The organism is Streptomyces sp. CA-106110 (assembly GCF_050936285.1).
Taxonomy (GTDB): domain Bacteria; phylum Actinomycetota; class Actinomycetes; order Streptomycetales; family Streptomycetaceae; genus Streptomyces.
The window spans coordinates 769,503-794,677 of the sequence record NZ_JBNJNB010000002.1 but is presented as its reverse complement, the minus strand read 5'-3'; the positions used below and the strand labels follow the sequence as shown (position 1 = coordinate 794,677).

Genomic DNA, 25,175 nt, shown 5'->3' with positions numbered 1-25,175 from the left:
GGCGCCCAGGCGACGCCCGCACCCTCCTCGGTCGGGTCTTGCGGCCCGGTCGACCAGCGTCCGGAGGGACGTGCCACGCGGGCCGGCGGCTTCTGTCGTTCAGTACCAGGGCACGAAGGCGATTGGCTCCCAAGGCTGAGCAACGCTCAGGTTTGCTAAGCCAATCAGAGACGCTTCGGTGCACCATGACGCCGCCACCGGGCTTTGGCTGGTCAGTTGTTACGGCGACGGGCGCCGGGTACTCCTCGACCCGGCCCTGTTCCATCCGGACAACGCCCTGCGCCGTCACCCCTCTGCCGGTTGCCGTGCTGCGGGTTCTCGCCCGCGCTCGCCAACAACGGCCCCCCCAGCCGCCCCGGACTGAGCCGCCTGGTGACCCGTTTCCTCAACGCCAAGTGCGTTGCCGCAGCCGTACCGACGATCCAGCGCATCGCCGAGGAGTTGCTCGACGCCAATGCTGTGTCTGCTGTCCTTCCGGGCACCCTTGCTGGTCACCGTCCTTCGGCGAGCTGGCGGCCTGCCGTGTGATCGACGGCACGACCGCATGAATGAGACTCAGTGTGCATAATGAGGTACCGAGTACCGAAGCTGCCCGTATGAGCGCTGAATCGCGTCGACGGGACCCGCATACCGAACACTGCAAAGGGGCGCGCAGTGAGTTTGAGGATCGTTGTCACTGTGAAGTACGTGCCCGACGCCACTGGCGACCGGCACTTCGCCGATGACCTGACCGTCGACCGGGACGACGTGGACGGTCTGCTCTCCGAGCTCGACGAATACGCGGTCGAGCAGGCCCTCCAGATCGCCGAGGATGCGGACGATGCCGAGGTGACCGTGCTGACGGTGGGTCCGGAGGACGCCAAGGACGCGCTGCGCAAGGCGCTGTCGATGGGTGCCGACAAGGCGATCCACGTCGAGGACGACGATCTGCACGGCACGGACATCATCGGCACCTCGCTGGTGCTGGCCAAGGCGATCGAGAAGGCCGGGTACGACCTGGTGATCTCGGGCATGGCGTCCACCGACGGCACCGCCGGTGTGGTCCCGGCGCTGCTGGCCGAGCGTCTGGGCGTGCCGCAGGTCACGCTGCTGTCCGAGGTGTCCGTGGAGGACGGCACTGTGAAGGGCCGCCGCGACGGCGACACGGCCTCCGAGCAGCTCGAGGCGCAGCTGCCGGCCGTCGTCTCGGTCACCGACCAGTCGGGTGAGGCGCGTTACCCCTCCTTCAAGGGCATCATGGCGGCCAAGAAGAAGCCGGTTCAGTCCTGGGACCTCTCGGACCTGGAGATCGAGGCCGGTCAGGTCGGTCTCGAGGGTGCCTGGACGAAGGTCGAGGCCGCGGCCGAGCGCCCGGCGCGTACCGCGGGCACCATCGTCAAGGACGAGGGCGAGGGCGGCAAGCAGCTCGCTGAGTTCCTCGCGAGCCAGAAGTTCATCTAAGGCTTCCCAGCCTGACCGCCCCTCAGACGTCGCAATCCGCTAGGAGATCCATTCCCATGGCTGAAGTTCTCGTCTACGTCGACCACGTGGACGGCGTGGTCCGCAAGCCCACCCTGGAGCTGCTCACGCTGGCCCGCCGTATCGGTGAGCCGGTCGCCGTCGCCCTGGGTGCGGGCGCGGAGAGCACCGCCGCCGCGCTCGCCGAGCACGGTGCCGCGCGGGTCCTCACGAACGACGCCCCGGAGTACGCCGACTACCTGGTCGTGCCGAAGGTGGACGCGCTGCAGGCCGCCTACGAGGCCGTCTTGCCGGCCGCGGTCCTGGTGCCGTCCTCCGCGGAGGGCAAGGAGATCGCGGCCCGTCTGGCCCTGCGTATCGGCTCGGGCATCATCACCGACGCCGTCGACCTGGAGGTCGGCGAGGAGGGTCCGGTGGCCACCCAGTCGGTGTTCGCCGCCTCCTTCACCACCACCTCCCGTGTCAGCAAGGGTGCCCCGGTCATCACCGTCAAGCCGAACTCGGCCGCGGTTCAGGCCGCTCCGGCCGCCGGTGCGGTGGAGGCGTTGACCGTGTCCTTCTCCGAGAAGGCCACCGGTACCAAGGTCACCGCCCGTACGCCGCGTGAGTCGACGGGCCGTCCGGAGCTGACCGAGGCCGCGATCGTGGTCTCCGGTGGCCGCGGTGTCAATGGCGCGGAGAATTTCGCGGTCATCGAGGCGCTCGCCGACTCCCTCGGCGCGGCCGTCGGCGCCTCGCGTGCCGCGGTGGACGCGGGTTGGTACCCGCACACCAACCAGGTGGGCCAGACCGGTAAGAGCGTGTCCCCGCAGTTGTACATCGCCTCCGGTATCTCCGGTGCGATCCAGCACCGTGCCGGTATGCAGACCTCGAAGACGATCGTCGCGATCAACAAGGACTCCGAGGCGCCGATCTTCGACCTGGTCGACTACGGCGTGGTGGGTGACCTCTTCGAGGTTGTCCCGCAGCTGACCGAGGAGATCAGGGCCCGCAAGGGCTGAGCGTGCGGCCGCCTCGGCCGGGGCTTTGGCGGCCTGGCCGGCAAGACTGGCGGGGATTGGGTCAAGTGGACAGCCGAGAGCATGCGGATGCGCACCGGTCAGGTCGCCGGCGGTGGAGTCTGCGGTCAGAGGGTCAGCGAGGGACGACGGCCTGACCGAGCTCGTCCCAGTTCGCCTTGACGGCGGAGACGACCTCGTCGCTGCTCAGCCACTGGGGACTGCGCAGAAGCTGGGTGGTCTCCCGGTATCGGACGTAGCGCTCCTGGTCTTGTGCCATGTACGCGGCGAGGCGGTCGGAGAAGTCCGATGAACTCGGGTCGACCTGGCGCGCTTCGCCGTCCACGGTGTATTCGACGCCCGGGATCCGGTGGTCGAGCGTGTTCGAGCTGTTCCAGCAGTATTTGATCAGGGTGTCGGCCTTCGCGTAGAAGCGCTCCGGCAGCCCGGTCAGGTCGCCGGCGGTCGCGCCCAGGTGGGCGTTCAACTCGTCGCGAAGGTCTCGGGCTTCGAGCGCGGCGGCGGTCATGCCCTGGCCGTAGACCGGGTTGAAGCCCATCCAGGCGTCCCCCACGGCCAGGAAGCCCTCGGGGCGGTTGGGCTGTCCGGCGAAGTCCCAAAGCCGGCTGCGGGTGTCGCGCCACATCGAGATGGGTTCGGGAAACTCCACGTCGGCCAGGGCCTTGTCGAGTTCGGGGATCCCGATCGAGGAGATGAACTCGCGGAGCGCCGCCTCCTTGCGCGGCGGGTGGTCACCGGCCGATCCCTGCACCGTGAGGATCCAGCGGCGTTCGCCCTCCACCACCCACATCGCCATCGCGCGGGAGGCCGAGGCGGCGCTCAGTGCGCCCTCCCCGAAGGGCGTGACGGCCAGGGCCTGGAAGCCGGGTGACCAGTTCTCGGGCACACGCAGGAAGGTCGACGAGTAGCCCCAGTGGGCGTTGACGATCTCCTTGGTCGGAGCCGGGTAACCCAGCTCTTCCAGCCATTGCACCGCCTGCGAGAAGCGACCACTGGCGTCGATGACCAGATCAGCGCGGATTTCACGGCCGTCCTTGGTGCGGACCCCGGTGACTCGTCCGCCCTGCGCCATCAGGCCGGTGACCTCGACGCCGGACTCGTAGCGAACTCCAGGCAGCGCGTCCGCCTTGTCCCGCAGTGCCTTTTCGATCAACGGCCGGCTGGCCATGAGGAACTCGAGGGTGGACGTGAAGCGCGGGGACCAGCCGACGCGGTCCAGCCGCATCACGTCCTTGGCGGAGTCCAGCCGGGCCGCGCCCATCGCGAAGGCGTGCTCGGAAAAGCCGGGCAGGAGTTCGTCCATCGCCTGCCGCCCGGCCGCCAGCAGGGCGTGGAAGTGGGCGCCCTGCGGTACGCCCTTGCGGAACACAGGTTCATCAGGCAGTTCGTCCCGGTCGAGAAGCAGCACCTCGGCGAAGTGTGGTGCCACCGCGGCGGCGGCCAGGGTGCCGGCGATGCTGCCGCCGATCACCAGGACGCGCAAGGGGTCCCTGGCTAGTGGTCATCGGACGCTCCCGCTATTAGATAAAGACAACATCGCGAGCATAACAAGTGAGCATTACTGGCGACAGGGCGTCAAGCGATGCTGATCCCGGCGTCCACGGTCATCGCCAGGCCGGTGACGTACCGGGACTCCTCCGAGGCGAGGAAGACCACCGCGTGCGAGATCTCCACCGGATCGACCCACGGCACGGGTAGCGCCATCCGCGACAGCGAGGCGGCGGCCAAGTCGTCACGGCCGGGGTTGTCCAGGTCGGGCCGGGCCCGCCGGTACATGAACTCGTTGTGGATCATCGGGGTGTCGACCACGGAATGCCCACACCCCGGCGCCGCTCCTTTCGGCGTCGTGCTCGTAGAAGAGGTCCCCGGCCCCGACGGGCACCGCGCCGTCACCGACCGACCCCTTGCCGTCGGGCATCCGGCGGACGTAGTCCACGAAGGACTTCTTCAGTCCCCACCGCAGGCCGTGCACAAGCCCCTGACGCTCTTCCTCGCCGGCTTCCATGGATGCTCCTCTAATCGTGTTCGGTTACCATGTTGGCACGACTACAGACGGCCCGGGAAGGCTCATTGGGATGGCGCGCGATCGTACGGCTCGAGCCCGCATCAAGCAGTACCTCGTGCAGCACGGTCCGCTCGAGGACGGGCACGGCCTGGCCACCGAGGTGCTCAAGGAAGCGGTCGGCTATGAGGGCTCCCCCGTAGCCTTCATTCAGCTCCTCGCGGCCATGGAGCGTGACGGCGAACTGGTCCGGGAGATCCGAGGCAAACGGACCTACCGTCCTGGCGCCGGCGGTGCGGGCCCTGGTGGTGCTCGCGGTCGAGTCGGTGATCCCGGAGGCCGACGAACCCCGGATAGAGGCGGCCGTGGATGCCGCGCTCGCCGACGGCGCCACCGCTGCGGAAGTCTTGTGCACCTTCGAGATCGCCTGCTCGATCGGTCTGCACACGGTCTCCGTCGGCCTTCCCGTCCTGCTGGAGGAGATGGAGCGGGCCGGGCTCGCCCTGCCCGAGGAGACCCCTCGCCACCGTGAGCTTCAGCAGCGACTGGAGACCACCGGTCCCCGGCCGCGTGCGCTCAACCCGATTTACGCCGGCATCCTGCGGATGGACCCGGGGTACTTCGAGGCCCGGGTGCGGTTCATCGACCTGCCGTGGGAGCGCGAGGACGTGCTCGACCCACAGGTGAAGCATCTGCTGTCGATCGCGATCGACGCGGTCAGCCCTCAGCACTACGTCGACGGGCTTCGCAAGCACCTTCGGGAGGCGCTGGCGATCGGCGTCACCCCGGAGGCCGTCCTCGAGGTTCTCCAGCTGGCCTCGGTGACCGGGCTGAGAACGCTCGACGTCGGACTGGAGGTACTCGCCCGGAAGTCGTGACAAGCCGTCCTCCTCTCTACGTGCTATCGTGCTGCAATCAGGCGATGTGTCACTGGAGGACGAGATGGTTCGGGACCGCACCGCACGTTTGCGTATCCGCCAGTTCCTGGCCACGTCGGGCCCTGTCGTGGACCCGTCCGGATACGCCACGGGGGTGCTGAAGGACGCCGTCGGCTATTCCGGTAGCCCGGTCGCGTTCATCCAGCTCATCGCAACGATGGACCGTGAGGGCGAGATCGCGCGGGAGATTCGCGGCAAGCGGACGTACAAGATCGAGGGGTTGGGCGTGCCGCCCACGCCCTCCGCCGGTGCGCTCGCCCCGGCGGAGCCGGCCGGCGCGACGGCCACCGTCGCTGTCCCCGGCCAGCCGCCAATCGAGATCGATTACAAGTTGCTTGCCCAGGCCCTGGTCCGCGAGCTGCTCGGGGCGACTGCGGCAGCGCGGGAGGCCCAGGTCGCCGTCTCCTCGGTGGACGAGGACCGGCTCCAGGCCGAGCGTGACGAGTACGCCCGCCGGCTGGAGCTGGCCCGCGCCCAGCTCGACGAGTTGCTGGGCCAGCCGATCACCGCCGGCCTGCGTGGCGACGACGCGGCGGCCGGGCGCACCACCGACTGACACCCGGGTCACGGTCCGCCGCCCCGGACACCGAGAGAGGCGGGGCACCGTGGACCGGACCATCCCGAGCACCCAGCAGCGCGTCACCCTGGTCGCCCGCCCGGAGGGGGCGCCACGCCTTTCCGACTTTGCGATGAGCGCCAGCCCTGTGCCCACCCCGGCCGACGGCGAGGTGCTGGTCCGGACCGTCTACTTGTCTCTGGACCCATACCTGCGGGGCCGGATGGGCTCATCGGCCACGCACTCCTCCTCGACGCCGATGGTGCCGCTGGGCGGGGTGATGGAGGGCGGGACGGTCGGCGAGGTGGTGCTCTCAGCAGCCGATGGGTTCGGCCCGGGCGACCTGGTGGCCGGGAATTCCGGCTGGCAGGAGTACGCCGTACAGCCCGCCACAGCGCTGCGCCGGCTCGACCCCGCGCAGGCCCCGGTCTCGACCGCCCTGGCATCCTGGGGATGCCCGGCCTGACAGGCTGGACCGGCCTCGTCGAGATCGGTGAACCCCAGCCGGGGGGGACCGGCGTGGTCGCTGCGGCGACCGGCGTCGTCGGGTCCCTGGTCGGGCAGATCGCGAGGCGGCGGGGCGCCCGGGCGGTCGGCATCGCGGGTGGGCCGGGGAAGGTCGCCTGGCTGCGCGACGTCGGCTTCGACGCCGCCGTCGACCATCGAGCGCCCGACTTCGCCGAGCAACTCGCCGCGGCCACCCCAGACGGCATCGACGTCTATTTCGAGAACGTCGGCGGAAAGGTCTGGGACGAGGTGTGGCCGCGGTTGAACCGCCACGCACGGGTCCCGGTCTGCGGGGTGGCGTCGACCTACAGCGCCACCGGCCGGAGTACCGGCGGCGACATGTCCGCACTCCTGTCGCACCTCGTGACGCGGAGCATCACGATCCGCGGCTTCGTCTTCCACGAGTTCGCCCACCTGCGGCCACAGTTCGAAGCCGAGGTGTCGGCCGGCCTCCGCGCCGGCGAGCTGGTGCATCACGAGGAGGTCGTGACCGGGCTGGACCGGGCCTCGGCCGCGTTTCTCGGAATGTTGGCCGGCGAGCACCTGGGCAAGCGCCTGGTGCAGGTGGGGGCGGATCCCACTCTCTGAGTACCTCAGGCGCCGGTCAGTCCAGCATCGAGTGGATCTCCCGCTCCGCCATCGTCCGGGCTTCGGTCGTGTCCAAGGCCACGCCGCCGGTCTTCAGGACGCGGCTCACGCCGCGTCGGGCGTCGTCGCGGTAACGGGCGTCGATGACGTCGAACTCCAGATTCTTGATGTAGATCCGCAGCCGGTCGCGCAGCGAGCCGTCAGTCTGCGCGGCCTCGACCACTCTGGGCAGCAGGCTGGTGGAGACCAGCAGAGCGTGCGCCACCTTGCGAGCCCGTTCGTCACGAAGACCCAGCAGCACCTCCGGCTGGGAGGAGCGGATGATGTGGTCCTTCCACCAATCGAAGTCGGGCTCGGAGTCGATCGCGCTCAACTCGATGTTCTGTTGCAGCAGGGTGCGGGTCAGCACCTCGACGGAGTACTCGACGTACCGGTGCCGGTCGCGCCCGGACAGCGAGGCGGCGTAGGCGCGCAGATCCCGCCGGGCGTCGGGGGCCGAGAAACAGTACCGGCGGATGCCGTGGATCTCCGGGTCCAGCAGGCCGTATTCGTAGTTGAGGACACGGAACGGGTTGGCGCCACTCTCCAGTTGGACCGGCCAGGCGTCGGCGCCGGACTCGGGGGTGAATGCCCACGGCTCCGGCGGGCGCGCGGCGTCGCGCATCATGTCGCGCAGGATCGGGGCGCCGTAGAAATGCTGTGGCAGCAGTGGGCCCGGTCCTCGCGAATAGGCGATGCTCACCCCGGCCGCCTGTGCTCGGCGCAGGAAGCGGTTGTTGTCGAGATAGGTCAGCGACGCCGTGAAGCGCGTCAGCGGCGACGGTCGCAGCTCCCCCACGTGGAACACCGCGTCCAGCAGCCGCTCGACCCAGTCCTCGCCCCACACCTCGCGCGCCGCGCCTCGGAGGTTGCGGCCGACGTCGCCCCGCTCGTCGGTGTAGAGCGCCCCGACGCTGGCGCTGCCGAACAGTGCCAGCAGCGCGGTGGCGGGGGAGTCGAATCCGGCGTTGCCCTGAGCTGACCGGACCAGGAGGCCGAGCGAGTCCACCAGAGCGCCGAACGGCGTGGCGGTGTCGACGGTGATCGACGGCTCCAGCTCGGACAGCAGTGTCAGCCCCTCCGGGGTGAACTCGCGCTGTTCGTCCCCGAGACCCATCGACGCCACGACGAACTCACCCAGCACGCGGATCTGCTCCGGGGTGTGGTTGTCGTAGTTGTCGTCCACGATCGCGCGGCGCACCTCTCGGGCCAGACCATTGGCGTCGCGCTCGACGAGCTCCAGGAAGTCCAGGACCTCGCGCCGGCGGCCGCTCGCGAACGGTACGTCGCGAGAGCGGCGATTGGCGGCGATCGCGATCTCGGACTGCCGGCTCCGACCAAAGCGGATGACCTGAAGTTCTGCGCGGAATCTGGAGCGGCAGCGGCGGCCTGGCGCGATGGCCTCGATGACGAGAAGACCTCGCCGGGTGTTGTATCGAGGTTGACCAAACTACGACAAAACCGGCGAGGTCAAGGCCAGTATGCGTCCGGCATCCGTGTTCGCCAACCGCCCCGGTCCGGCGTACCAGCACCTGTATCACCTGCTGCATCACCGGTGGCGAGAGGCCTCCCGCGCGGTGATCGTGCTGCTGTCCGCGGCCGGCATGACCGCAGGAGAGATCGGCGAGCTGCTCGGCTACCACCCGGCCACGGTGCGCCGCTGGATCCATCGCTACAACACCGCCGGCCTGGCGGGCCTGGCCGATCGCCCCCGCGCGGGGCGGCCCCGGCTCGGCGGGCCGAGGCTGGGCGAGCGCATCCGCCGCCTGCTGACCCGCCCCGGGCCGTGGACCATCCGCCGGATCTGGCGCCGCCTGGGCCGGCCGAAGATGAGCCTGCGCACCGTGTACCGGCACACTCGCGAACAGGCGGCCTGGCGGCGGCCCCGCCTGGTGGCCAGGGGTGACCCCGAGCGCAGGCGCACCCTCGCCGCCCTGCGCCGCCAACTCGCCGCCCTGCCCCACGGGTCGGTGGTCTGGGCCGAGGACGAGACCCACCTGCACCTACTGCCGCACGTGCGGGCGAGCTGGATCCTGCGCGGGACGCGGCAGCAGGTGGCCACCCCAGGCAAGAACCGGCAGGCCACCGTCTTCGGGGCCCTGGAAGTGGCCACCGGCGCCTGGGTCTACACCCTGGGCCGCCGCAATGCCGCCGCCTTCGTCGCCTTCCTCCAGCTACTGCTGGCCGCCTACCCCGCCGCCCCGGTCGTCGCGGTGGTCTGCGACAACGACAGCATTCATCACGCGAAGGCGGTGACCGCCTACCTGGCCGACCAGCCCCGCCTGCGCCTGCTGTTCGGCGCCCGCTACAGCCCGCACGACAACCCGGTCGAGCGCATCTGGGCCGCGCTGAAGGCCCACATTGCCAACACCGCCGTCACCTGGCCGGGCCGCCTGCGCCAGGTCCACGCCTTCTTCCGGCAGCGCTCACCCACCCAGATGCTGACCACCGCCGCACCCTGGGCCTCGCCCTGGCTGCCGAAGAGTTACGCGCAGAACTTCAGGCAAGCCGCTAAGCCGGCGTGCCTGTTCGGTTCGGAATCCGAGGCGCTGGACCGCTTCCGGTTGCTGCCTGAGCGCACCAACGCGGATGCGCAGCTCCTACGGCGACTGGCCCGGGACGGACTGCTCGAGACGCCCGATGGCTGGCGGTGGAAATTCGATCCGGCGGCCCGGCGGCGACTCACCAACGACGGGGTGCAGAGAGACCTCGGGCGAGTGGAATGCCCCGTTGCCTACATGCACGGCGCGAAGAGCGACATGGGTGGCCCTGAGTCGCGTCGCCAGCTCGAGCAATGGCTGGGGCGCCCGGTCGCGGCGACCGTCGTGCCCGAGGCCTTTCACCATGTCCCCCTCGACCAACCAGCCGCGTGTGCGATGGCGGTGAGGTCGCTCCTCAGCGAACTCGAAGGGGAGTCGGCGCCGTGATCCTGCGGAGCGTGATGAAGCGAATCGCGCATTGGTGCCGCGAGAGCGACGCACCCTACCCCGATCTCGTGGCCGGCGAGTTGTATATGGGCCACCTGGGGGGCGGCGGCGCCGAGTTCTCAGTCCTGCGGTTCCAGGAGATGGAGGAGTGGGTCGCTGCGACCTATCCGGGAGGGGCTGATCCGGTGCGGCGGTCGCGCTCTGATGCTTGACCAAAAGGGCCATTCGTGTGCGTTGCCACGCTCGCAGGCCCTCTGGCCTGAGCGCGCGCACCGGTCGATCGTGGCTGCGACGGCGAGCCCAGGGGTGACGCCGGTGCCGTCCGCTCGTCGCCCGGAACCGGCATGGTGGATCGGCTTTGAGCGACTGGATTCGAGGTCGCTGGAGGAACTGGGACGGATGCTCGTCAGTGCCGTCCGCTGACGGGGGTCTCTGAGTCGGCGACACACCCCTCTCGTGTTCAAAGTGATTTGCTTTTATGCTTAAATGAATGTGACTCAGGCCACTGGAAGCCACTACGACGTCCTGATCGTCGGCGCCGGTTCGGCAGGGCTGTATGGGCTGCACCTCCTGCGGGAGAAGGGCCTCCGGGTCCGCGTGCTCGAGCAGGGGAGCGGGGTCGGTGGGGCGTGGTACTGGAACCGCTACCCCGGCGCGAGGCTGCACTCGGAAAGCCACTCCTACCAGTTCTTCTTCGATCCAGAACTGCTGGAGGAGTGGGACTGGAGCGAGCTGTTCGCCGGACAGCCCGAACTCGAGCGCTACTTCAACCGCGTGGCCGACAAGCACGACCTGAAGAAGGACATCGACCTCGACACCCGCGTGGTCTCGATGACCTTCGATGAGGGTGACGACATCTGGACCGTGCGGACCGACCCGGAGCGCACCTACACCGCGCGTGTGGTCATCTCCGCGACCGGGCCGCTCTCGGCGCCGATCTACCCCGATGTGCCCGGCCTCGACACCTTCGTCGGTGAGTCCTTCCACACGGCCCGCTGGCCGCGGGAACCGGCTCCGCGTCGACGGCAGCGACTACGAGGTGGACTGCCTCGTCTTCGCCACCGGGTTCGAGTGGAACACGCCCTACGTGCACAAGATCGGATTCGACCCGGTGGGACGCGAGGGCGTGAGTCTCGGGGAGAAGTGGCGCAACGGCCCGAGGACGCTCCACGGTGTCATGACCAACGGGTTCCCCAACCTGTTCATCATCCCCGTACCCAACTCCCAGTCGGTGGTGACCGAGAACTTCGCCCACTCCATCCAGGAGAACGCCGGACACATCGCGCACATCATCGCCGCGACCGCGGGCCAAGGCATGGCCGCAGTCGAGGTCACTGCCGAAGCCGAGGACGAGTGGTGCCGCATCATCCTCCAGCGGCGGCGCGACGACGCGGCCTTCCTGGAGGCCTGTACTCCAGGAAGGTCCAACAGCGAGGGGCATCCCGAACTCAGGTCGCCGCTCAACTCCAACTTCGGCGGCGATGTCTTCGAGTTCTTCGGGCTCCTGGCCGACTGGCGAGATGAGGGGTCACTGCCGGGGTTGCACCTCTCGCCGCGATAGCCGACCCCGGGACGTGTCGGTCGCCGCGTGGATCCCGTCCCGAGCGCCCGTCCGGCTGACCACTCAAGTCCGGTGGGGCTCCCAGCCTGGCAGATGTGCCCTCAGTACGCGGTAGTCGGTGTGCGCGTTGTGCACGCAGATCCACGCGGAGCCCATGAAGGTGCGCACCTGGTCCGCGATCTCATCCCATCCCGGTTTGTTGGCCAAGTCGTGATTGGACAGGCCGTGTACCCGGGTCGCGAAGGGGGTGACGGGCCGGTTGGGGCGCGTCAGCCAGGCTCCCGCGGTGGTCTTGTCGGGGCGGCCGTCCCGGACGGGCAGGGCGGCCACCTCGACGAGGTCAGGTGGGTTGGTCCCGTTGCCTTCGACATCGAGGACGAGCAGTTCGGGCCAGGCGCCGAAGTTCATGGGGTGTCGTCCGTTCTCCGCCTCCCAGCCGACGAGCGTGCGGCCGTGCCGGCGATACAGGTGGGGGTGCTCGCGGGCATGGCACCGGAAGCCGAACCCGTGCTGCAGGCAGTAGCGCGGTGACTCGTCCAATCCTTCGACGACGATGGCACGGTCGTGACCTCAATGTCGCCGACCGCCCCGAGGGCGCGCGCCTCGCGGACGACGTCGTCAAGGTCCGGCTTGATCCACGCTCCCTTGCACAGGACGACTTGCTCGGGTGGGCAGATGTCGCACAGCTCCCGCACCCCGTAGTGGCCGTTGCAGTCGGCCCCCCCCGTGCGCGTAGGCCACTCCGCAACTGCTCTTGCGGAACAATGTCCCCCACGGCGGCCGACGTCGAAGGCCTCCAGGATGCACTGCTCCGCCTCCTTCAGGGGTGCTGGCCCGCCCGGCGACCGGCCGAACGCATACAGCCCAGAGCCCCTGCTGCCAGCAGCCGCCATGCAATCGCGGACCTTCGGGGGATTTTCCTGCCGTCCGCCGGCAACTGCGCCGACGCGGCGCGCATGCCTGGGGTCAGTCGCCGTCCTGGACCCGAGCAGCCCTCCTGCGCCTCGGGGCCAGCGTCTTGCGGATCTCCTCGGTAGCCGCTCGAAACGCGGGTGCGGCGTGCTCGAAGTAGTCGAAGAGCAGATCGCGCTACTCGGGGGTGTAGCCGGCCAGGACCTTGGCGATGTGACGGCGGGCGGGAGGTGCGGCGCGCATACCCGGCCCGCTCGAGACGGTCGATCAGGCGAGTGGTGGCACCGGTGGTGAGCCCGGTCCTCGTGGCGAGTTCACCGGCTTTCTCCGAGGATGCCCCGGCCTTCAGGCCGGGGAGGAATCGGACTCCTGCGGAGCAGGGCAGGGACAGCCGGATCGCCGTCAGGGCGATCCGGCGTCCACCCCGCACGGCGGTGATGCCGCCCACAACGGTCAAGAACTCTCAACTGTCAGTCCTCCCAGGTAGGTTCGGATGCATGACGACAGAAGCGACCACGAAGGACACCGGGCATGCCCGGTACACCTTCCGTGTACGCCTGTCGAAGACAGCCCGGCGCGCACTCGAAGCCGAGTGGGATCGCTGCCGCTGGATCTGGAACGAATGCGTGGCCAAGTCCCGGCAGGCCCACGCGCAGAGCAGAGCGGGCGGCGAGAAGTTGACGTGTGGTCCGGCGCAGTTGGACAGGATGCTGACCGACGCCCGCGGGGTGACAGCGTGGCTGGCTGAGGGCGCGAGCGTGCCGCAGCAGCAGGTGATCCGGGAGTTCGCCAGGTCGAGGGCGAAGGCGCTGAAGGACATCAAGGACGGGCTTGCGCAGCACCGCCGGGCCGGGATGCCCCGCTGGAAGAAGAAGCGGGAGGCCAGGCCGAGCCTGAACTACACCCGGCGCGGCTTCCGCCTGAAGGACGGTCGCCTGCACCTTGCGGGCCAGATCGTGCTGAGCGTGGTGTGGTCGCGGGCTCTTCCGGCCGACCCGTCGAGTGTGCGCGTGTACCAGGACACGCTCGGACATTGGTACGCCTCCTTCGTCGCCCCGGCCCAGGTCGAGCCGCTTGTGGAGACCGGCCACGTCCTGGGCGTGGACTGGGGTGTGAAGGAGACCGCGACCACCACGGATGACGCCTACGACCTTCCGCATGCCGAACACGGCGAGCGGTCCGCTCAGCGGCTCGCGAAGTACCAGCGGATGATGGCCCGGCGCCGGCGACCGAAAGGACAGCGTGCATCCACCGGCTACCGGAAGGCGCAGGCACAGGCAGCGAAGCTGCACAGGAAGATCGCGCGGCAGCGTGAGGACACCGGCCGCAAGTGGGCCAAGGCCGTCATGCGCGATCATGACGGAGTGGCGGTGGAGGACTTCCGCCCGAAGTTCCTCGCGAAGACCACCATGGCCCGCAAGGCGGCCGACGCGGCCATCGCGGCGACGAAGCGTGCCCTGATCGAGATGGGCCGCAAGCACGCACGGGACGTCCGTCTGGTGCACCCGGCGCACACCACGATGGACTGCGCAACGTGCGGGGCGAGAACCAAGCACGCACTCCCTCTCTCGATGAGAACGTATGCCTGCACCGTGTGCGGAGCCGTGTCCCCCAGGGACAAGAACTCCGCCCGCGTGATGCTGGTCCGGGCAGGTTGGAACCCGGACGGTGCCGAGGGCGTAAGACCACCTGAGCCGCTGGCTCCGGTGGCAGCCTGAGCCGTACATCCCCGCTCAACCCTGGAGGGTGGAGAATCCCCTCCCTTCAGGGAGGGGAGCCTTCAACTGAGGTGAGGCCGCCTTCCAGAACGATCAGGCTGAGCGCGTACCACTCCGACGTGTGCAGTCCAGCGGCTTCCGCGCTGGCCAGGCCCTGGAGACCTACCGCGTCCAGGTACGGTCCGGCCCGCGCCGCGGCACAGGGGACCGCCGTCTCGAGCCGTTCCAATCCGCTTCGGCGCAAGCGGGTCGACGCGCACTGAGCCGGCCGTCGACCGCCCTCAGTCCGGGTTGGAGCCGTTCGGCATCCCGGGCATGGTCCGGCGTGGGCGTGGCCAGGATGAGGATGATCGCCACGATGGGGAGCGGGCTGACAGCGACACCGGCCGCCAAGCCCAGCACATCACCGACAGCGTGTCCCAAAGCGACTTCCGTTGGCGGGGAATCGTGCCGAGCCGGTGTGCCCGGCTTCCGGTCTCTGTGGTCGTGCTGAGCGCGGCGCGCCATGCGCATCCCTTCCGTCCCATCGTCGGGGGCGTCGGCTCTGAAGCGCGGGGTCAGCGTGGGAACGGGTGAGGCGCTGGTACAGAGAGCGGGCGAACCGCGTTCAGCGCGCGCCTCGGCCGCGGACATGCCTACGGTGGTCGCAGGGCAAGCCGCCAGCCTCCGCGCAGCCTGCGGTGGCAGGCCCTGCCGTGCATACGGCCTTGCTGGATGGGCGTGCCTACAGGAGCAGAGACGGGCGCTAGCGCCCCATCAACCGACCATCGCACGCCCCGTGGGGAGTTGGCCGAGACGAAGAGGCGTGGAGCGTTGTCGCCGCAGTTCATCCCGTACGGCCCGGATGTGGGGATCGTCGAACCTGACTTCGATGCAAACGTACAGACCGTGATCGCGCGGCTGGAGCGGTACATCACCGATTCGGTGACGGCCGAAGGCACCGGTCAGGCGGTACGCGACGCGCACGCGAGGGGCTACGGGCTGGTCCGGGGCGAGGTGGAGATCCTCGACGGTCTGCCGGACGAGGCTGGGTGCAGCCAGGTGGCTTGCTGGTTAGCTGAGGACAGGAGTGGATCTTCGTGCGGAGTGAGGCGGGCATGACCGATATGCAGGGCGTGAACGAGCGGGTCATCGACGAGTTCCGGTGCGGGAACGGGGCAGTGGGGGGCCGCTTCGAGGGCGCGCAGCTTCTGCTCCTGCACACGGTCGGCCGCCGTACGGGCCGGGAACGGCTGAACCCCCTCATATACGCCGCCGACGGTGACGGCTATCTCGTCTGCGGCTCGGCGCGTGGCGCGCAGAACGATCCGGCGTGGGTGTCCAACGTCGCCGCCATGTCCGAGGTGACCATCGAGGTGGGGGACCGCGTCATGAAGGCGACGCCCACCGTCGTGTTGCATCCGTCGCCCGAGTGGGAGCGTCTGTACGGGATCTGGTCCGCCTACTGGACGGACAGCGCGCACTACGAGACCAAGACGTCCCGCAAGTTTCCCATCGTGAGGCTGGAGCCCGTTGCGTCGGACGGTTGAGTCATGATGAACAAGTCCATCTCCGACGGTGCCTGAACGACCGCGAGGGCAGCGCCTCGCCGGCTGACCCAGTCGCGGTGTTCGTCGATGTCGGACCAGGTGACCTGCCGCAGTCTCCTGTCGACGAGGCCGGGGAACCACCTCTTGATCAGCCCGGCCCAGTCGGCCTCGCTCATCGGCGGGCCGCCCGGGGTGATCCCGGACGCCTCCGCCGGCGCCAGGTACTTCCTGACCGTCTTGTGGTCCACCCGCAGCGACGCGGCCAGCGCGCTCTTCGAGCGGCCCGCGTACCAGTGGACGTAGATCTCGGTGATGTCGACCACGACGAACGTTCTCCTTGCCATCCGGGCGGCCCATCGGCCTGCCGAACCACGGGGCGAGGAACACGGACAGCTCCGCGACGACCAGGTCCCTCGATCCCGGACTCCGCGCTCCCCACGGAGAATAAGGAGGAACCGCCATAGAGAATCACATGACTCTCAAACTGCCCACGATGGGGAAAACCGCCATCCATGCCGGATCAGCGGGCGGGCTTCTCCCAGGTCAGCGAGTACCGGCGTAGCACATGCCGGTGGTAGCGCACACCGGGCAGCAGCCTCCGGGCGGCAGTCCGCACCTGCCCATAGCTCATCTGCGGGTCGGCCACCGGCATGCCCTGCGGGCCACGCGCGCGACGCAGCACCTTCGTGATCCGCACGATCGGGGCAGCCGCGATCAACGCCGCCCACTCCGCCACGCTCGCCTCGCGGGCCAGACCGACCACCACCAGCGTGCCGCCAGGCCGCAGCAGCTCGCGCATGCGGACGAGGGCCGCCTCGAAGTCCATGTGGTGGATCGTGGTCACCGAGCAAACGAAGTCGTACCCCGCACCGGGAAGTTCCGCGGTGACGAAGTCGCCCTCGACGAAGGTGAGTTGCGGGTTCCCGGCAGCCGACTCACGTGCGCAGGCGATCATGTCTGGCGACTTGTCGATCCCGGTGACGTGCTTCGCTCGCCCGGCAAGCTTCCGTACCAGCAGCCCGTCCCCGCAGCCAACGTCCAGAGCATCGCCGCACCCCACGGGAACAGACCGGAGGATGCCCGGGTGCCGGGCAACGTTGGTGTTCCAGTACGGCTCTGCGGCGAGCTGGCGCATCCGATCATCGTAGAGGCCGGTCATGGCCTGCCGAGTGCACACCGACGGATTCACCGTCCCCGTGGGGAACCGTGATCGCAGGGATGGGGATGCTAATTCTGCATAATGCAGAAAATAGCGCTAGAATGCAGATGTGAGTGTGTTGACCATCCGGGACGTGCCCGAAGACCAGATCCGTGTCCTCAAGACCCGTGCCGCCCAGGCCGGGAAGTCCCTCCAGGCGTACATGCAAGAACTCATCGCCACAGAGACCGCCAAGCCCACCATGAGGGAGATGGCTGCACGACTGGAGCGCGAAGCCGCCGCAGAGTACGCCACCGATGATGTATTGGCAGCGATCGACGAGGGCAGGCTGGGCCGTTGATCGTCATCGACACGTCGGCGTTGGTGGTCTTCCTGACCCATCACGGCGCCACCGGCAGCGCCATCCGCACGCGCGTGGGCGAGGCCGTCACCGTCTACGCCCCCACGCTGATCGACTACGAAGTCCAATCGGCGCTGCTCGGGATGCAGCGCGGCGGCAAGCTCACCGAAAAGCAGGTGACCAAGGCCATGACCGACTTCACGGCACTGCCTTTGGGGAAGCACGACACCCTCCCCCTGTGGGAACGAGTTCGCACTCTCCACGCCAACCTCAGCGCCTACGATGCACAGTACGTCGCGCTCGCCGAATCTCTCGGCGCCCCGCTGATCACCTGCGATGGGCGGATCAAGCGCAGCGGCGCAGCCAAGTGCGATGTCGAGGTCTTCAGCTCGGACTGACCCGAACGCCCCTGGGGGACGCCTTCCCCCTGGTGGGACGCTGCTGGGCTGTCGCAACCGTCGGCGTGGCCGCGGCGTCGGAGATCCTCCCGGCTCCGACAGGCACCATCGACCGGTGCATTTGGCCGGGTCGCTACCGGCGGCCACTACAGGCTCACCAGTTGGATGAGCGAGTCGTAGTGATCGTCTCGGTGCGGCCGGCGGTGCCGGAGTACTGGCGCTGCACGCCAGCCGAGGTGGTGCCCTTCTTGAGGAAGCCGGTGTCGTCGAGGATGAGGATCCCGTCGGGCTCACCCAGCCGTTCGGCTACGTAGTGCTGGAGGTCGTCGCGGATCTCGTCGGCGTCCCACCGGGCGCCGTTAAGGAGCCGTTGGAGGCGGTCGGGTGTGCGGTGTCCGGCGTGTTCGGCCAGCTGCCAGCCGTTCTTGCGGCCGACCGGGCCCAGCAGTCCACGGATGTAGTCACGCATCCTGCGTCGCGGCTCGACCCGCCCGAAGCGGTGGCCGGTGCGCAGGAACAGTTCCTCGAGTTCGTTGTTCCAGATTTCAACTGCACGCTCGTCGATCACGCCGGGAAGTTGCCCAGACCGCTGCCATTATCAGCGGCGGCTGCACACGATCGAGGTCGGCCCGGGAAAGAGAACGCGAGCCGCCAATCAGCCCGCTACACTCACCCAAACCGCCCCTGAAAAGGGAAAACGTCAAAGTGCTGCTGGAGTACTAAGCCGCTTCGAAACGCCACTCGACAGGGATGCCCTTGCGTCGAAATTTCTACCGGTCCGCGCGGTAAGGCACCGAGGTCTGACGCCGCCAATAGTGGGAAACCCAAAATGCGGTGCAGGCGAGGACTGGATGCAGGGAGGTGCCGGATGAAGGCGATTGTGGTGGCGGATCAGGCTGCGGGAACGAAAGACGTCGGCAGAGTCGATCTGGTGTTCGATATCTTTGGCGGCGATATCGGAAAGCGGCCGCGGGTCTGGTTCGAGCTGGAGGAATGCTGGTGGGCGTCGCCGGGCCAGCCGAGGCACGGCCGATCGACGGCCTGGCGGTCGACTTCGTTGTCGTGTCCGATCGCGCGCAGCTAGGTGAGATCGCCCGGCGGGTGCGTGACGGACGGTTGCGGACGAACATTGGCCAAGTCGCGACCCTCGACGATGCCGTCGCTGCCTTCAACCCGACCGAGCGGATCAACGGGAAGGCGATCATCCGCGTTCGTCCGTGAGGATTCGGGGGACAGCAACCGGTCCTTCCCCGTTATGTTTTCCGCGTCCTGCAAGAGGGCCGCTGGCCTCCGGGCCCGGCATGACTGTTCCCCCTTGTCGAACGGATGACAATGCCGTTTTAGGACTCAAATCAAAATGAGGTTTTGAGGCGTCGCCAGCAGATGATCGTGCAGCCGAGGGTGAGGAAGGCCTGGTGGATGTCGGCACGGACTTCCCAGCGGATGCGCAGGCGTCGGAACCAGTGCAGGAGGGCGAAGGCGGCTTCCACGACCCAGCGGGTCTTGCCCAGGCCGCTGCCGTGGTCTGTGCCGCGCCGTGCGATGACGGGACGGATGCCCGGCTCGCGGACCTGCTTGCGGTAGATGTCATGGCCGTAGCCGCGGTCGACGTAGAGCACGTCGGGACGTCGGCGCCGACGTCCCGCATGTGAAATCAACGTTGAGAGGGACTTGTGATCATGCGCGCCATGATTCTCAGCGCCTCTGTGGGTGCGTACCTGGCCAAGGTTCGATCGCGGGCACGGTTGGGCGGTCGGCGCCCCATGCGCCGGCGTGAGGAAGTGCCTCTGCGCACGCTGTCCGGTGGGGCTAACGATGCGTGCCGGCGGCGCCTGAAGCTGTTGCGCGACGCGGGCGCGCGCCTTGGCACCACGCTCGATGTGACGCAGACCGCCGAAGAGCTGGCGCAAGCCGCGGTCCCCGCCTTCGCCGACTTCGTGACCGTTGATTTGACCGAGCCCATGCCGGACGGGGAGGAGTCGTCGCCCGGGGGCGATGGGAGGGTGCGTCGGGTCGCCGTCAGCGGCATCCGGGATGACTTTCCCTTCTACCCGGCGGGTTTGCAGTTCGCCTTCCACCCGGCCACGCCGCAGGCCGCAGGCCTGGGCGGCGGACCGGCGGTGCTCGCGGCGCGGTTGGACGACGTTCCGGGATGGCGGGCGCAGGACCCGGTGCACGCCCGGCGGATCATCGGCTATGGCGTCCACTCGCTCATCACCGTCCCGTTGCGTGTACGCGGGACGGTCTTCGGCGTGGCCACCTTCTGGCGCTCGCGGCAGCCTGCCCCCTTCGAAGTGGACGACCTCTCGCTCGCGGAAGAGCTGAGCGCGCACGCGGCGGTGTGTATCGACCGCGCCCACAGCTACAGCCGCGAACACACCATGGCCATCACCTTGCAGCGCAGCCTGCTTCCCCAGGGCCTGCCGGCCCAGAACGCCCTTGAGGTCGCCTACCGCTATCTGCCCGCGCAATCGTGGGTCGGCGGCGACTGGTTCGACGTCATCCCCTTGCCAGGCGCTCGCGTTGCCCTGGTGGTGGGCGATGTCGTCGGCCACGGCCCGCGCGCTTCCGCCACGATGGGGCGGCTGCGCACCGCGGTCCACAACTTCTCCTCACTCGACCTGGCGCCCGACGAACTCCTGGGACGTCTCGACCATCTGATCGCGAGCTGCTCGGACGGGGTCGCAGCAGGGTGCGAGGGCTCCTTTACGGGTGCGACGTGCCTGTACGTGATCTACGATCCGGTCTCCCGGCATTGCGCCGTGTCCCGGGCCGGGCATCCGCCGCCCGCCGTCGTACGCCCCGACGGCCAGGTGGACTTCCCCGACGTGCCTGTCGGCCCGCCACTCGGACTGGGCAGCCTGCCCTACGAGGCCGCCGACTGGGAAATACCCGAAGCCAGCCAACTCGTGCTCTACACCGACGGACTGATCGTGCGCCGCGACCAGGACATCGACACCGGCCTCGCGAGGTTGCGCGACGCCTTGAGCCGAGCTGCCGACGGCCATATGGGGCCAGAGGGGACTTGCGCGAGCGTGCTCGATGCGATGCTTGCGGACCCTCCCAGCGACGACATCGCACTGCTGGTCGCCCGCACCCGCGTCATGCGGCCCGATCAGGTCGCCGACTGGGACATACCCTCCGACCCGGCGGCGGTGGCAGGCCTGCGCGCCGCCGTCACACGCCGGCTGTCGCGCTGGGGCCTTGATGAGATGGCCTGCACTACGGAGCTGATCCTGAGCGAGCTGGTTACCAACGCCATCCGCTACACCAACGGACCGACCCACCTGCGGCTACTTTGTGACCGCTCTCTGATCTGCGAGGTCTCCGACCGCAGCACCACCTCCCCACACCCGCGCTACGCGGCCACCACCGACGAGGGCGGACGCGGTCTGTTCCTCGTCGCCCAACTCGCCGACCGCTGGGGGACGCGACACACGAAGGCCGGCAAGGTCATATGGACCGAACAGCCACTGCCGCACGGGCCGCGAACGGGGAACGGCCGGCACCCTGTCGCTGCGCCGCGGCACCAGCCGTAAGGCGATCGGCCAGGCCGTCGCCGGTCATAGGGCGAAGGAGGGCACAGCGAAATTCCAGCCGAGTCCGCCGATACGGAGGGTTTCATGGCGGAAGCGTTGCTAGATCGTCTGCTTGGCAGTCCACGCCACGCCCAGGGGCTACGGCGAGTGTGGCAAGGAGTCGTGAACTGTTGGTTGCGCGCTCGTCCGCGTGACGAGCGAAAGCGGCGTTCCGCACTGGCGGTGCTGCCCTTTCTCGCCATTCTGGCGATCACGCTCATTTGTCCTTCGCAGTCCGAGTCTCTGTGCGACCTGCTGATCATGGTGCCGGGCATAACGGCCTGGTACTTCCGTACCCGGGTCACGGCGCTGGTCGGGATCACGGCCGCGGCCAGCATGGCGGCCCTCTGCGCGATACACCACTTGGCGCTGCCCGTACCGCAGATGACAGCCCTGATCGTGACCGCAATATGCAGTACCACCTCCGGATATGTCAGGGAGCGGCGGCAGCGAGAACTGATCCAGGTGCGAACAGTCTCCGAGGCCGCGCAACTCGCTGTGCTGCCTCCCCTGCCCCGCCACCTCGGCCCGCTACACACGGCCACGGTGTACCTGGCCGCCGAAGACGAAGCGCAGGTCGGCGGGGATCTGTACGCCGCCGTGCGCACACTCACCGGGACACGATTGATCATCGGAGACGTGCGCGGCAAGGGACTGACCGCGGTTGGCGACGCCGCCCGGCTGGTCGGTGCGTTTCGTGAGTATGCCCGTAGTCCGGATACCCTGCCAGAACTTGCGGCCGAACTGGACAGAAGTGTCCGCTACAACATGAGCGAGGCCGTCGAATCCGGGCGGGACGGGGAGTGTTTCGTCACCGCCGCAATCCTCGAAATCCCCGACGACGAGCCCGTCGTGCGAAGCGTCACCTGCGGACATCCCCCACCCCTACGCCTTCGCCCGAACGAAGTCATGGCGCTGGAGGCCAGCCAACCCGCACCCCCGCTGGGCCTAGCCGCGCTCACGAGAACCACCTACCACCTTGACACTCATGGCCTGCGTGCGGACGACACCCTCCTGCTGTACACCGACGGCGTCATCGAAGCCCGCAACACCACCGGAGCCTTCTACCCACTCACCGAACGGCTCACCACCCAAACCCACCACCATCCCGCAGAACTCCTCCAGCACATCCACGCCGATCTCCTCACCCACGTCGGCGGACCGCTCGGCGACGACGCCGCCATCATCGCAATCAAACGCCAGACCTCGAACCCACAGCAGTGACGGCCGCGGTTGACGGCACCGAGGCCGTACACAGCCGGACGCCGGTGGCCATCACGCACGGTGCTCCGGTCCGGATGTGTCATAGGAACTCACATGGTCGTGCAGGCCCGTGCCTGCACCTGCATCCAGCCCCTCACACCCGCCTATCCGCGCACGCTCTTAACTTGAAATTAAAGGTTTCCCCTCGGTTCTTTGGACCGGGGGGTGTCCCTTTTTGTGGGGGTGTTTGCCGACGGGGTGGCGGGGGCGGGGCTGCTGGTCCGGCCTCGCGGGCGGCCGGGGCCGCCGGCCAGCGGGCCGCGTCGTGTTGCCTCCTCGGGTGAGCTGTAGAACTCGAAGGCGTCTCCCAGGCCGGTGAACTCGAAGACCCTGATTATTCGGCTGGAGGTACACGTGATCCGCAGTGAGCCCCCACAGCCGCGGATGCGCTTGGTCACCGCCACGACCATGCGCAGCCCCATCGAGTCGAGGAAGGGGACGATGGACAGGTCGAGGACGAAGTGGCGGTGTCCTTCGTCGAGAAGCTTGATCATTGCTTCGCAGATCAGAGGAGCGGTGTGGGCGTCGACCTCGCCATCGACCTCGATAACGGTCCAGCCGTTGATCACGTCGTAGGTGATGGCCATGTGGTCGTTGCGGATCATGTTCGTTCTCATGACACCCCCTTAACGCTCTTGGGCGCAGGGTCCGACGTTCTCCATGGTCAGGCGTGTATATCCATAGGAGGCCTGGTTCCAATCGAAGACGTCCGTTCCTTGATCGCAAGCTGGAAGCAAGACACCAACGTCGTCGAGGATGCGGAGGCAGCGCGAGGGCTCGGGGCCGGCCTCGGCCTACCCGGCGATTGGATGGGCGGCAGAACTTCGTTCCGCAGCTCACGAGCCGATGCCTGCCAGCAGGGTGCCGTCCAGGAGCCCGAACGCCCTCGTCTTCGCGGTCCGCACAGCGTCGGCAAGGTATCGAGCCGACCACTGACTTCGCCAGCCAACGGCCCTTACACGTGTGCCCGTGCCCCATCTGTGCCCGATCAGGTGGGGGCCTCTGGGAACGTCGGCGAACGTCCGGAGGACGCACAGGCCAGCGCCTCACCAGGTCAGAACCCACTCGCATACGCGATCTTCCAAACTGGTGCTCCAGGCCCAGGCAGCGGCGCTTGACGGGGTCATTGAAACTCCCGGCACAAGCAGGCAGTGACCCTATCCGGCCAGGGATCCTGCGATCGCGCCGGTCAACGCAGAGAGGAGGGCTGCACTCAGAAACACCAAGATCGTCACCCAGCCTGGGCGTATGCGTACGCGGAGGGTCGGCGCAATGCCGATCAGCACCGCGGCGCCGCCCAGCGCAGCACCGAGCAAGGTCACGGCGAGCCAGCCAAAGAAGGCCGCGATCCCCACACTGGCGTAGGTGCCATCCGGTGCACGCTGGACCGCCAGCACTGTCCCTGGAGCCAGGGGCTCGGAGATCGCTGCATCCGGGTCCACCGTTTTGCCGTCATCGGAGCGAAAGGACCCCGCACATCGTTGATGTCGCTCTTTGGGTGGTCCCACTTCGCTGCACGAGCGAATGGACATCACCCCCGAGGTCCCGTCCCACTGCGCCGCGAGAGCCAAGTTCGGCACGCTGACCCAGAGCGTTGCAGCGGCCGCCGTGAGCAGCACGGCCACGGACACCGTCAAGGCCACTATGGCCCCACCGGGGGAGTCCCCATGCCGCCAACGCCGCCCCCGCACGGCCGCCCCTCAGTCAATGCATCAACTCTCCGAGTGCGCACAGTACGCCAGCCCCTGTATGAAAGGCACCTGCGCGCCGGGGGGAGCCGTCGGCCAGCGGTCCGGTTAGTCGGATGCCAAGGTGGGATCGAACTCATGGCACGGCGGAAATCGATGAGGCCGTTCGGAGTCGTGATGAGCAGTCCTCTGAGGGACAGAGGGCTGGCGCCCGCCCTCGGCAGCCTGACTGGTGTGGACGCGGCGCGCCTGCCTCTCAGCGGGATAGGGCTGACGCGCCGGGGTGTACGGATATTGCGGCTACAGGCTCATCAATTTCCTCAGTGATCGTATGGTGATTGTGTGGAACTTCTTCGACTGTCAAAGGCTTCCAAACGTTTGGGTGTTCATCCCGTGACGCTTCGTCTTTGGACTGACTCGGGGAAGATTCCGGTGACTTGGGTCGGGCGTGAGCGCCGGTTCTCCTCGATCGATGTGGAGGCGATGAAGGTTTTCACCGGTGGCGAGCGTGTCCGCCTGGAGGGCCTGTACGTGCGCGTGTCCGGCTCCCACGGGCAGGAATCCTCGCTTCAGGCGCAGGAGAAGGAGCTGCAGGCCACCTCCACGGGTGAGGTGGTCAAGGTTTTCCGTGACCGGGCCTCTGGGCTGCGAGAGGACCGGTCCGCTCTGAGCCGGCTCCTGCGGGCCGTCGCGGACGGTTCGGTGACCGTGGTTCGCGTGACGCATGAGGACCGGCTCGCACGGTTTGGTGTCGGCTGGCTCACACACCTGCTATCGGTGCACGGCGCAAGCCTTGAGGTAGTGCACCCGAAGACGCTCGGCGGCCGGGACGAACTCCTTGAGGACTTTGTGTCGCTGGTCACCACGTTCGCCGGCCGCCTGTACGGGATGCGGTCGGCTGAGAACCGGCGTCGCCTGCTGGCCGAGTCGGGCCAGTGCAATGCATGGCGCGCCGCGTGAGTCGAAAGCTGCCGATCGGTAAGGGCGAGACCCCC

The 25,175-nt window shown here is 68.2% G+C and carries 25 protein-coding genes and 4 pseudogenes; 18 read left to right on the top strand and 11 right to left on the bottom strand.

The window, feature by feature from the left end; translation table 11 throughout:
• The first annotated feature begins 654 nt into the window (after positions 1–654).
• Together ACQEXA_RS61250 and ACQEXA_RS61245 are read left to right on the top strand one after the other, a co-directional pair.
• Entirely contained in the window at positions 655–1,440 is a 786-nt protein-coding gene (locus ACQEXA_RS61250; RefSeq protein ID WP_433135300.1) for an electron transfer flavoprotein subunit beta/FixA family protein, read from the top strand.
• 56 nt (positions 1,441–1,496) lie between these two features.
• Positions 1,497–2,459, top strand: coding sequence for an electron transfer flavoprotein subunit alpha/FixB family protein (locus ACQEXA_RS61245; RefSeq protein WP_433135299.1), 963 nt, complete (start codon positions 1,497–1,499; stop codon positions 2,457–2,459).
• Positions 2,460–2,592: 133 nt separating this feature from the next.
• Here ACQEXA_RS61245 and ACQEXA_RS61240 read toward each other — a convergent pair whose 3' ends face one another.
• On the bottom strand, positions 2,593–3,960 hold the full coding sequence (locus ACQEXA_RS61240) for an FAD-dependent oxidoreductase (protein ID WP_433135298.1): 1,368 nt from the start codon (positions 3,958–3,960) through the stop codon (positions 2,593–2,595).
• Positions 3,961–4,052: 92 nt separating this feature from the next.
• Positions 4,053–4,286 carry an SDR family oxidoreductase gene (locus tag ACQEXA_RS61235; RefSeq protein WP_433135297.1) on the bottom strand — a complete coding sequence of 78 codons (234 nt, stop codon included), beginning with the start codon at positions 4,284–4,286 and terminating at the stop codon, positions 4,053–4,055.
• 486 nt (positions 4,287–4,772) lie between these two features.
• Between ACQEXA_RS61235 and ACQEXA_RS61230 the strand changes: the two genes are divergently transcribed.
• The 4 genes from ACQEXA_RS61230 to ACQEXA_RS61215 all read left to right on the top strand — a co-directional run bounded on the left by ACQEXA_RS61230 (position 4,773) and on the right by ACQEXA_RS61215 (position 7,068).
• Entirely contained in the window at positions 4,773–5,357 is a 585-nt protein-coding gene (locus tag ACQEXA_RS61230) for a carboxymuconolactone decarboxylase family protein (RefSeq protein WP_433135296.1), read from the top strand.
• A 64-nt stretch (positions 5,358–5,421) separates the two neighbouring features.
• Entirely contained in the window at positions 5,422–5,973 is a 552-nt protein-coding gene (locus tag ACQEXA_RS61225; protein ID WP_433135295.1) for a hypothetical protein, read from the top strand.
• 49 nt (positions 5,974–6,022) lie between these two features.
• On the top strand, positions 6,023–6,439 hold the full coding sequence (locus ACQEXA_RS61220; protein ID WP_433135294.1) for a hypothetical protein: 417 nt from the start codon (positions 6,023–6,025) through the stop codon (positions 6,437–6,439).
• Positions 6,427–7,068 (top strand): zinc-binding dehydrogenase, encoded by a 642-nt coding sequence (locus ACQEXA_RS61215; protein WP_433135293.1) that lies wholly within the window; start codon positions 6,427–6,429, stop codon positions 7,066–7,068. Before ACQEXA_RS61220 ends, ACQEXA_RS61215 begins: the two co-directional genes overlap by 13 nt.
• A 16-nt stretch (positions 7,069–7,084) precedes the next feature.
• Here ACQEXA_RS61215 and ACQEXA_RS61210 read toward each other — a convergent pair whose 3' ends face one another.
• A complete protein-coding gene (locus ACQEXA_RS61210; protein WP_433135292.1) occupies positions 7,085–8,293 on the bottom strand; it encodes a hypothetical protein in 1,209 nt (402 codons plus the stop codon).
• A 295-nt stretch (positions 8,294–8,588) separates the two neighbouring features.
• Between ACQEXA_RS61210 and ACQEXA_RS61205 the strand changes: the two are divergent.
• The 3 genes and pseudogenes from ACQEXA_RS61205 to ACQEXA_RS61195 all read left to right on the top strand — a co-directional run.
• Positions 8,589–9,620, top strand: a pseudogene (locus ACQEXA_RS61205) (IS630 family transposase); the annotation flags it as partial.
• A 900-nt stretch (positions 9,621–10,520) separates the two neighbouring features.
• Positions 10,521–10,991 (top strand): annotated as a pseudogene (locus ACQEXA_RS61200) (flavin-containing monooxygenase); the annotation flags it as partial.
• 16 nt (positions 10,992–11,007) lie between these two features.
• Positions 11,008–11,595 (top strand): hypothetical protein, encoded by a 588-nt coding sequence (locus ACQEXA_RS61195; protein WP_433135552.1) that lies wholly within the window; start codon positions 11,008–11,010, stop codon positions 11,593–11,595.
• A gap of 63 nt (positions 11,596–11,658) precedes the next feature.
• Here ACQEXA_RS61195 and ACQEXA_RS61190 read toward each other — a convergent pair whose 3' ends face one another.
• Positions 11,659–12,135, bottom strand: a complete 477-nt coding sequence (locus ACQEXA_RS61190) for a 3'-5' exonuclease (protein WP_433135291.1) — start codon at positions 12,133–12,135, stop codon at positions 11,659–11,661.
• A 280-nt stretch (positions 12,136–12,415) separates the two neighbouring features.
• Complete coding sequence (locus tag ACQEXA_RS61185) at positions 12,416–12,937, bottom strand: MarR family transcriptional regulator (RefSeq protein ID WP_433135538.1); 522 nt, start codon at positions 12,935–12,937, stop codon at positions 12,416–12,418.
• Between the two features lie 67 nt (positions 12,938–13,004).
• On the opposite strand from ACQEXA_RS61185, the gene ACQEXA_RS61180 reads away from it, so the two are divergent.
• From ACQEXA_RS61180 to ACQEXA_RS61170, 3 genes are all read left to right on the top strand, one after another.
• Positions 13,005–14,225: an RNA-guided endonuclease InsQ/TnpB family protein gene (locus ACQEXA_RS61180; protein ID WP_433135290.1), complete on the top strand. Its 1,221-nt coding sequence runs from the start codon at positions 13,005–13,007 to the stop codon at positions 14,223–14,225.
• An 813-nt stretch (positions 14,226–15,038) separates the two neighbouring features.
• A complete protein-coding gene (locus ACQEXA_RS61175) occupies positions 15,039–15,326 on the top strand; it encodes a hypothetical protein (protein ID WP_433135289.1) in 288 nt (95 codons plus the stop codon).
• The gene (locus ACQEXA_RS61170; protein WP_433135287.1) at positions 15,323–15,754 is read left to right on the top strand and encodes a nitroreductase/quinone reductase family protein; all 432 of its coding nucleotides are present in this window, start codon (positions 15,323–15,325) and stop codon (positions 15,752–15,754) included. Before ACQEXA_RS61175 ends, ACQEXA_RS61170 begins: the two co-directional genes overlap by 4 nt.
• Here ACQEXA_RS61170 and ACQEXA_RS61165 read toward each other — a convergent pair.
• Complete coding sequence (locus ACQEXA_RS61165) at positions 15,688–16,077, bottom strand: hypothetical protein (RefSeq protein ID WP_433135285.1); 390 nt, start codon at positions 16,075–16,077, stop codon at positions 15,688–15,690. The two genes, ACQEXA_RS61170 and ACQEXA_RS61165, sit on opposite strands and share 67 nt — an antisense overlap.
• Before the next feature lie 197 nt (positions 16,078–16,274).
• Positions 16,275–16,889 (bottom strand): class I SAM-dependent methyltransferase, encoded by a 615-nt coding sequence (locus ACQEXA_RS61160; RefSeq protein ID WP_432941703.1) that lies wholly within the window; start codon positions 16,887–16,889, stop codon positions 16,275–16,277.
• 133 nt (positions 16,890–17,022) lie between these two features.
• Between ACQEXA_RS61160 and ACQEXA_RS61155 the strand changes: the two genes are divergently transcribed.
• Both ACQEXA_RS61155 and ACQEXA_RS61150 read left to right on the top strand, forming a co-directional pair.
• Entirely contained in the window at positions 17,023–17,253 is a 231-nt protein-coding gene (locus ACQEXA_RS61155; RefSeq protein ID WP_359409899.1) for a FitA-like ribbon-helix-helix domain-containing protein, read from the top strand.
• Entirely contained in the window at positions 17,250–17,651 is a 402-nt protein-coding gene (locus ACQEXA_RS61150) for a type II toxin-antitoxin system VapC family toxin (protein ID WP_432941700.1), read from the top strand. Before ACQEXA_RS61155 ends, ACQEXA_RS61150 begins: the two co-directional genes overlap by 4 nt.
• A gap of 187 nt (positions 17,652–17,838) precedes the next feature.
• Here the strand turns inward: ACQEXA_RS61150 and ACQEXA_RS61145 are convergent.
• A pseudogene (locus ACQEXA_RS61145) lies at positions 17,839–18,216 on the bottom strand (IS701 family transposase); the annotation flags it as partial.
• A 434-nt stretch (positions 18,217–18,650) separates the two neighbouring features.
• On the opposite strand from ACQEXA_RS61145, the gene ACQEXA_RS61140 reads away from it, so the two are divergent.
• Complete coding sequence (locus ACQEXA_RS61140; protein ID WP_433135283.1) at positions 18,651–18,872, top strand: hypothetical protein; 222 nt, start codon at positions 18,651–18,653, stop codon at positions 18,870–18,872.
• A 131-nt stretch (positions 18,873–19,003) separates the two neighbouring features.
• Here the strand turns inward: ACQEXA_RS61140 and ACQEXA_RS61135 are convergent, their stop codons facing one another.
• Positions 19,004–19,468, bottom strand: coding sequence for a transposase (locus tag ACQEXA_RS61135; RefSeq protein WP_433135536.1), 465 nt, complete (start codon positions 19,466–19,468; stop codon positions 19,004–19,006).
• On the opposite strand from ACQEXA_RS61135, the pseudogene ACQEXA_RS61130 reads away from it, so the two are divergent.
• Both ACQEXA_RS61130 and ACQEXA_RS61125 read left to right on the top strand, forming a co-directional pair.
• Positions 19,424–21,190, top strand: a pseudogene (locus ACQEXA_RS61130) (ATP-binding SpoIIE family protein phosphatase); the annotation flags it as partial. The gene ACQEXA_RS61135 and the pseudogene ACQEXA_RS61130 overlap by 45 nt on opposite strands.
• Positions 21,191–21,274: 84 nt before the next feature.
• Positions 21,275–22,453 carry a PP2C family protein-serine/threonine phosphatase gene (locus ACQEXA_RS61125; RefSeq protein WP_432941694.1) on the top strand — a complete coding sequence of 393 codons (1,179 nt, stop codon included), beginning with the start codon at positions 21,275–21,277 and terminating at the stop codon, positions 22,451–22,453.
• A 170-nt stretch (positions 22,454–22,623) separates the two neighbouring features.
• On the opposite strand, the gene ACQEXA_RS61120 is transcribed toward ACQEXA_RS61125, so the two are convergent.
• The gene (locus ACQEXA_RS61120) at positions 22,624–23,109 is read right to left on the bottom strand and encodes an STAS domain-containing protein (protein WP_432941692.1); all 486 of its coding nucleotides are present in this window, start codon (positions 23,107–23,109) and stop codon (positions 22,624–22,626) included.
• Positions 23,110–23,649: 540 nt separating this feature from the next.
• Entirely contained in the window at positions 23,650–24,117 is a 468-nt protein-coding gene (locus tag ACQEXA_RS61115; protein ID WP_432941690.1) for a hypothetical protein, read from the bottom strand.
• 405 nt (positions 24,118–24,522) lie between these two features.
• Here ACQEXA_RS61115 and ACQEXA_RS61110 point away from each other — a divergent pair, with 405 nt between their 5' ends.
• Positions 24,523–25,140 (top strand): IS607 family transposase, encoded by a 618-nt coding sequence (locus tag ACQEXA_RS61110; RefSeq protein WP_432941688.1) that lies wholly within the window; start codon positions 24,523–24,525, stop codon positions 25,138–25,140.
• Positions 25,141–25,175 lie beyond the last annotated feature (35 nt).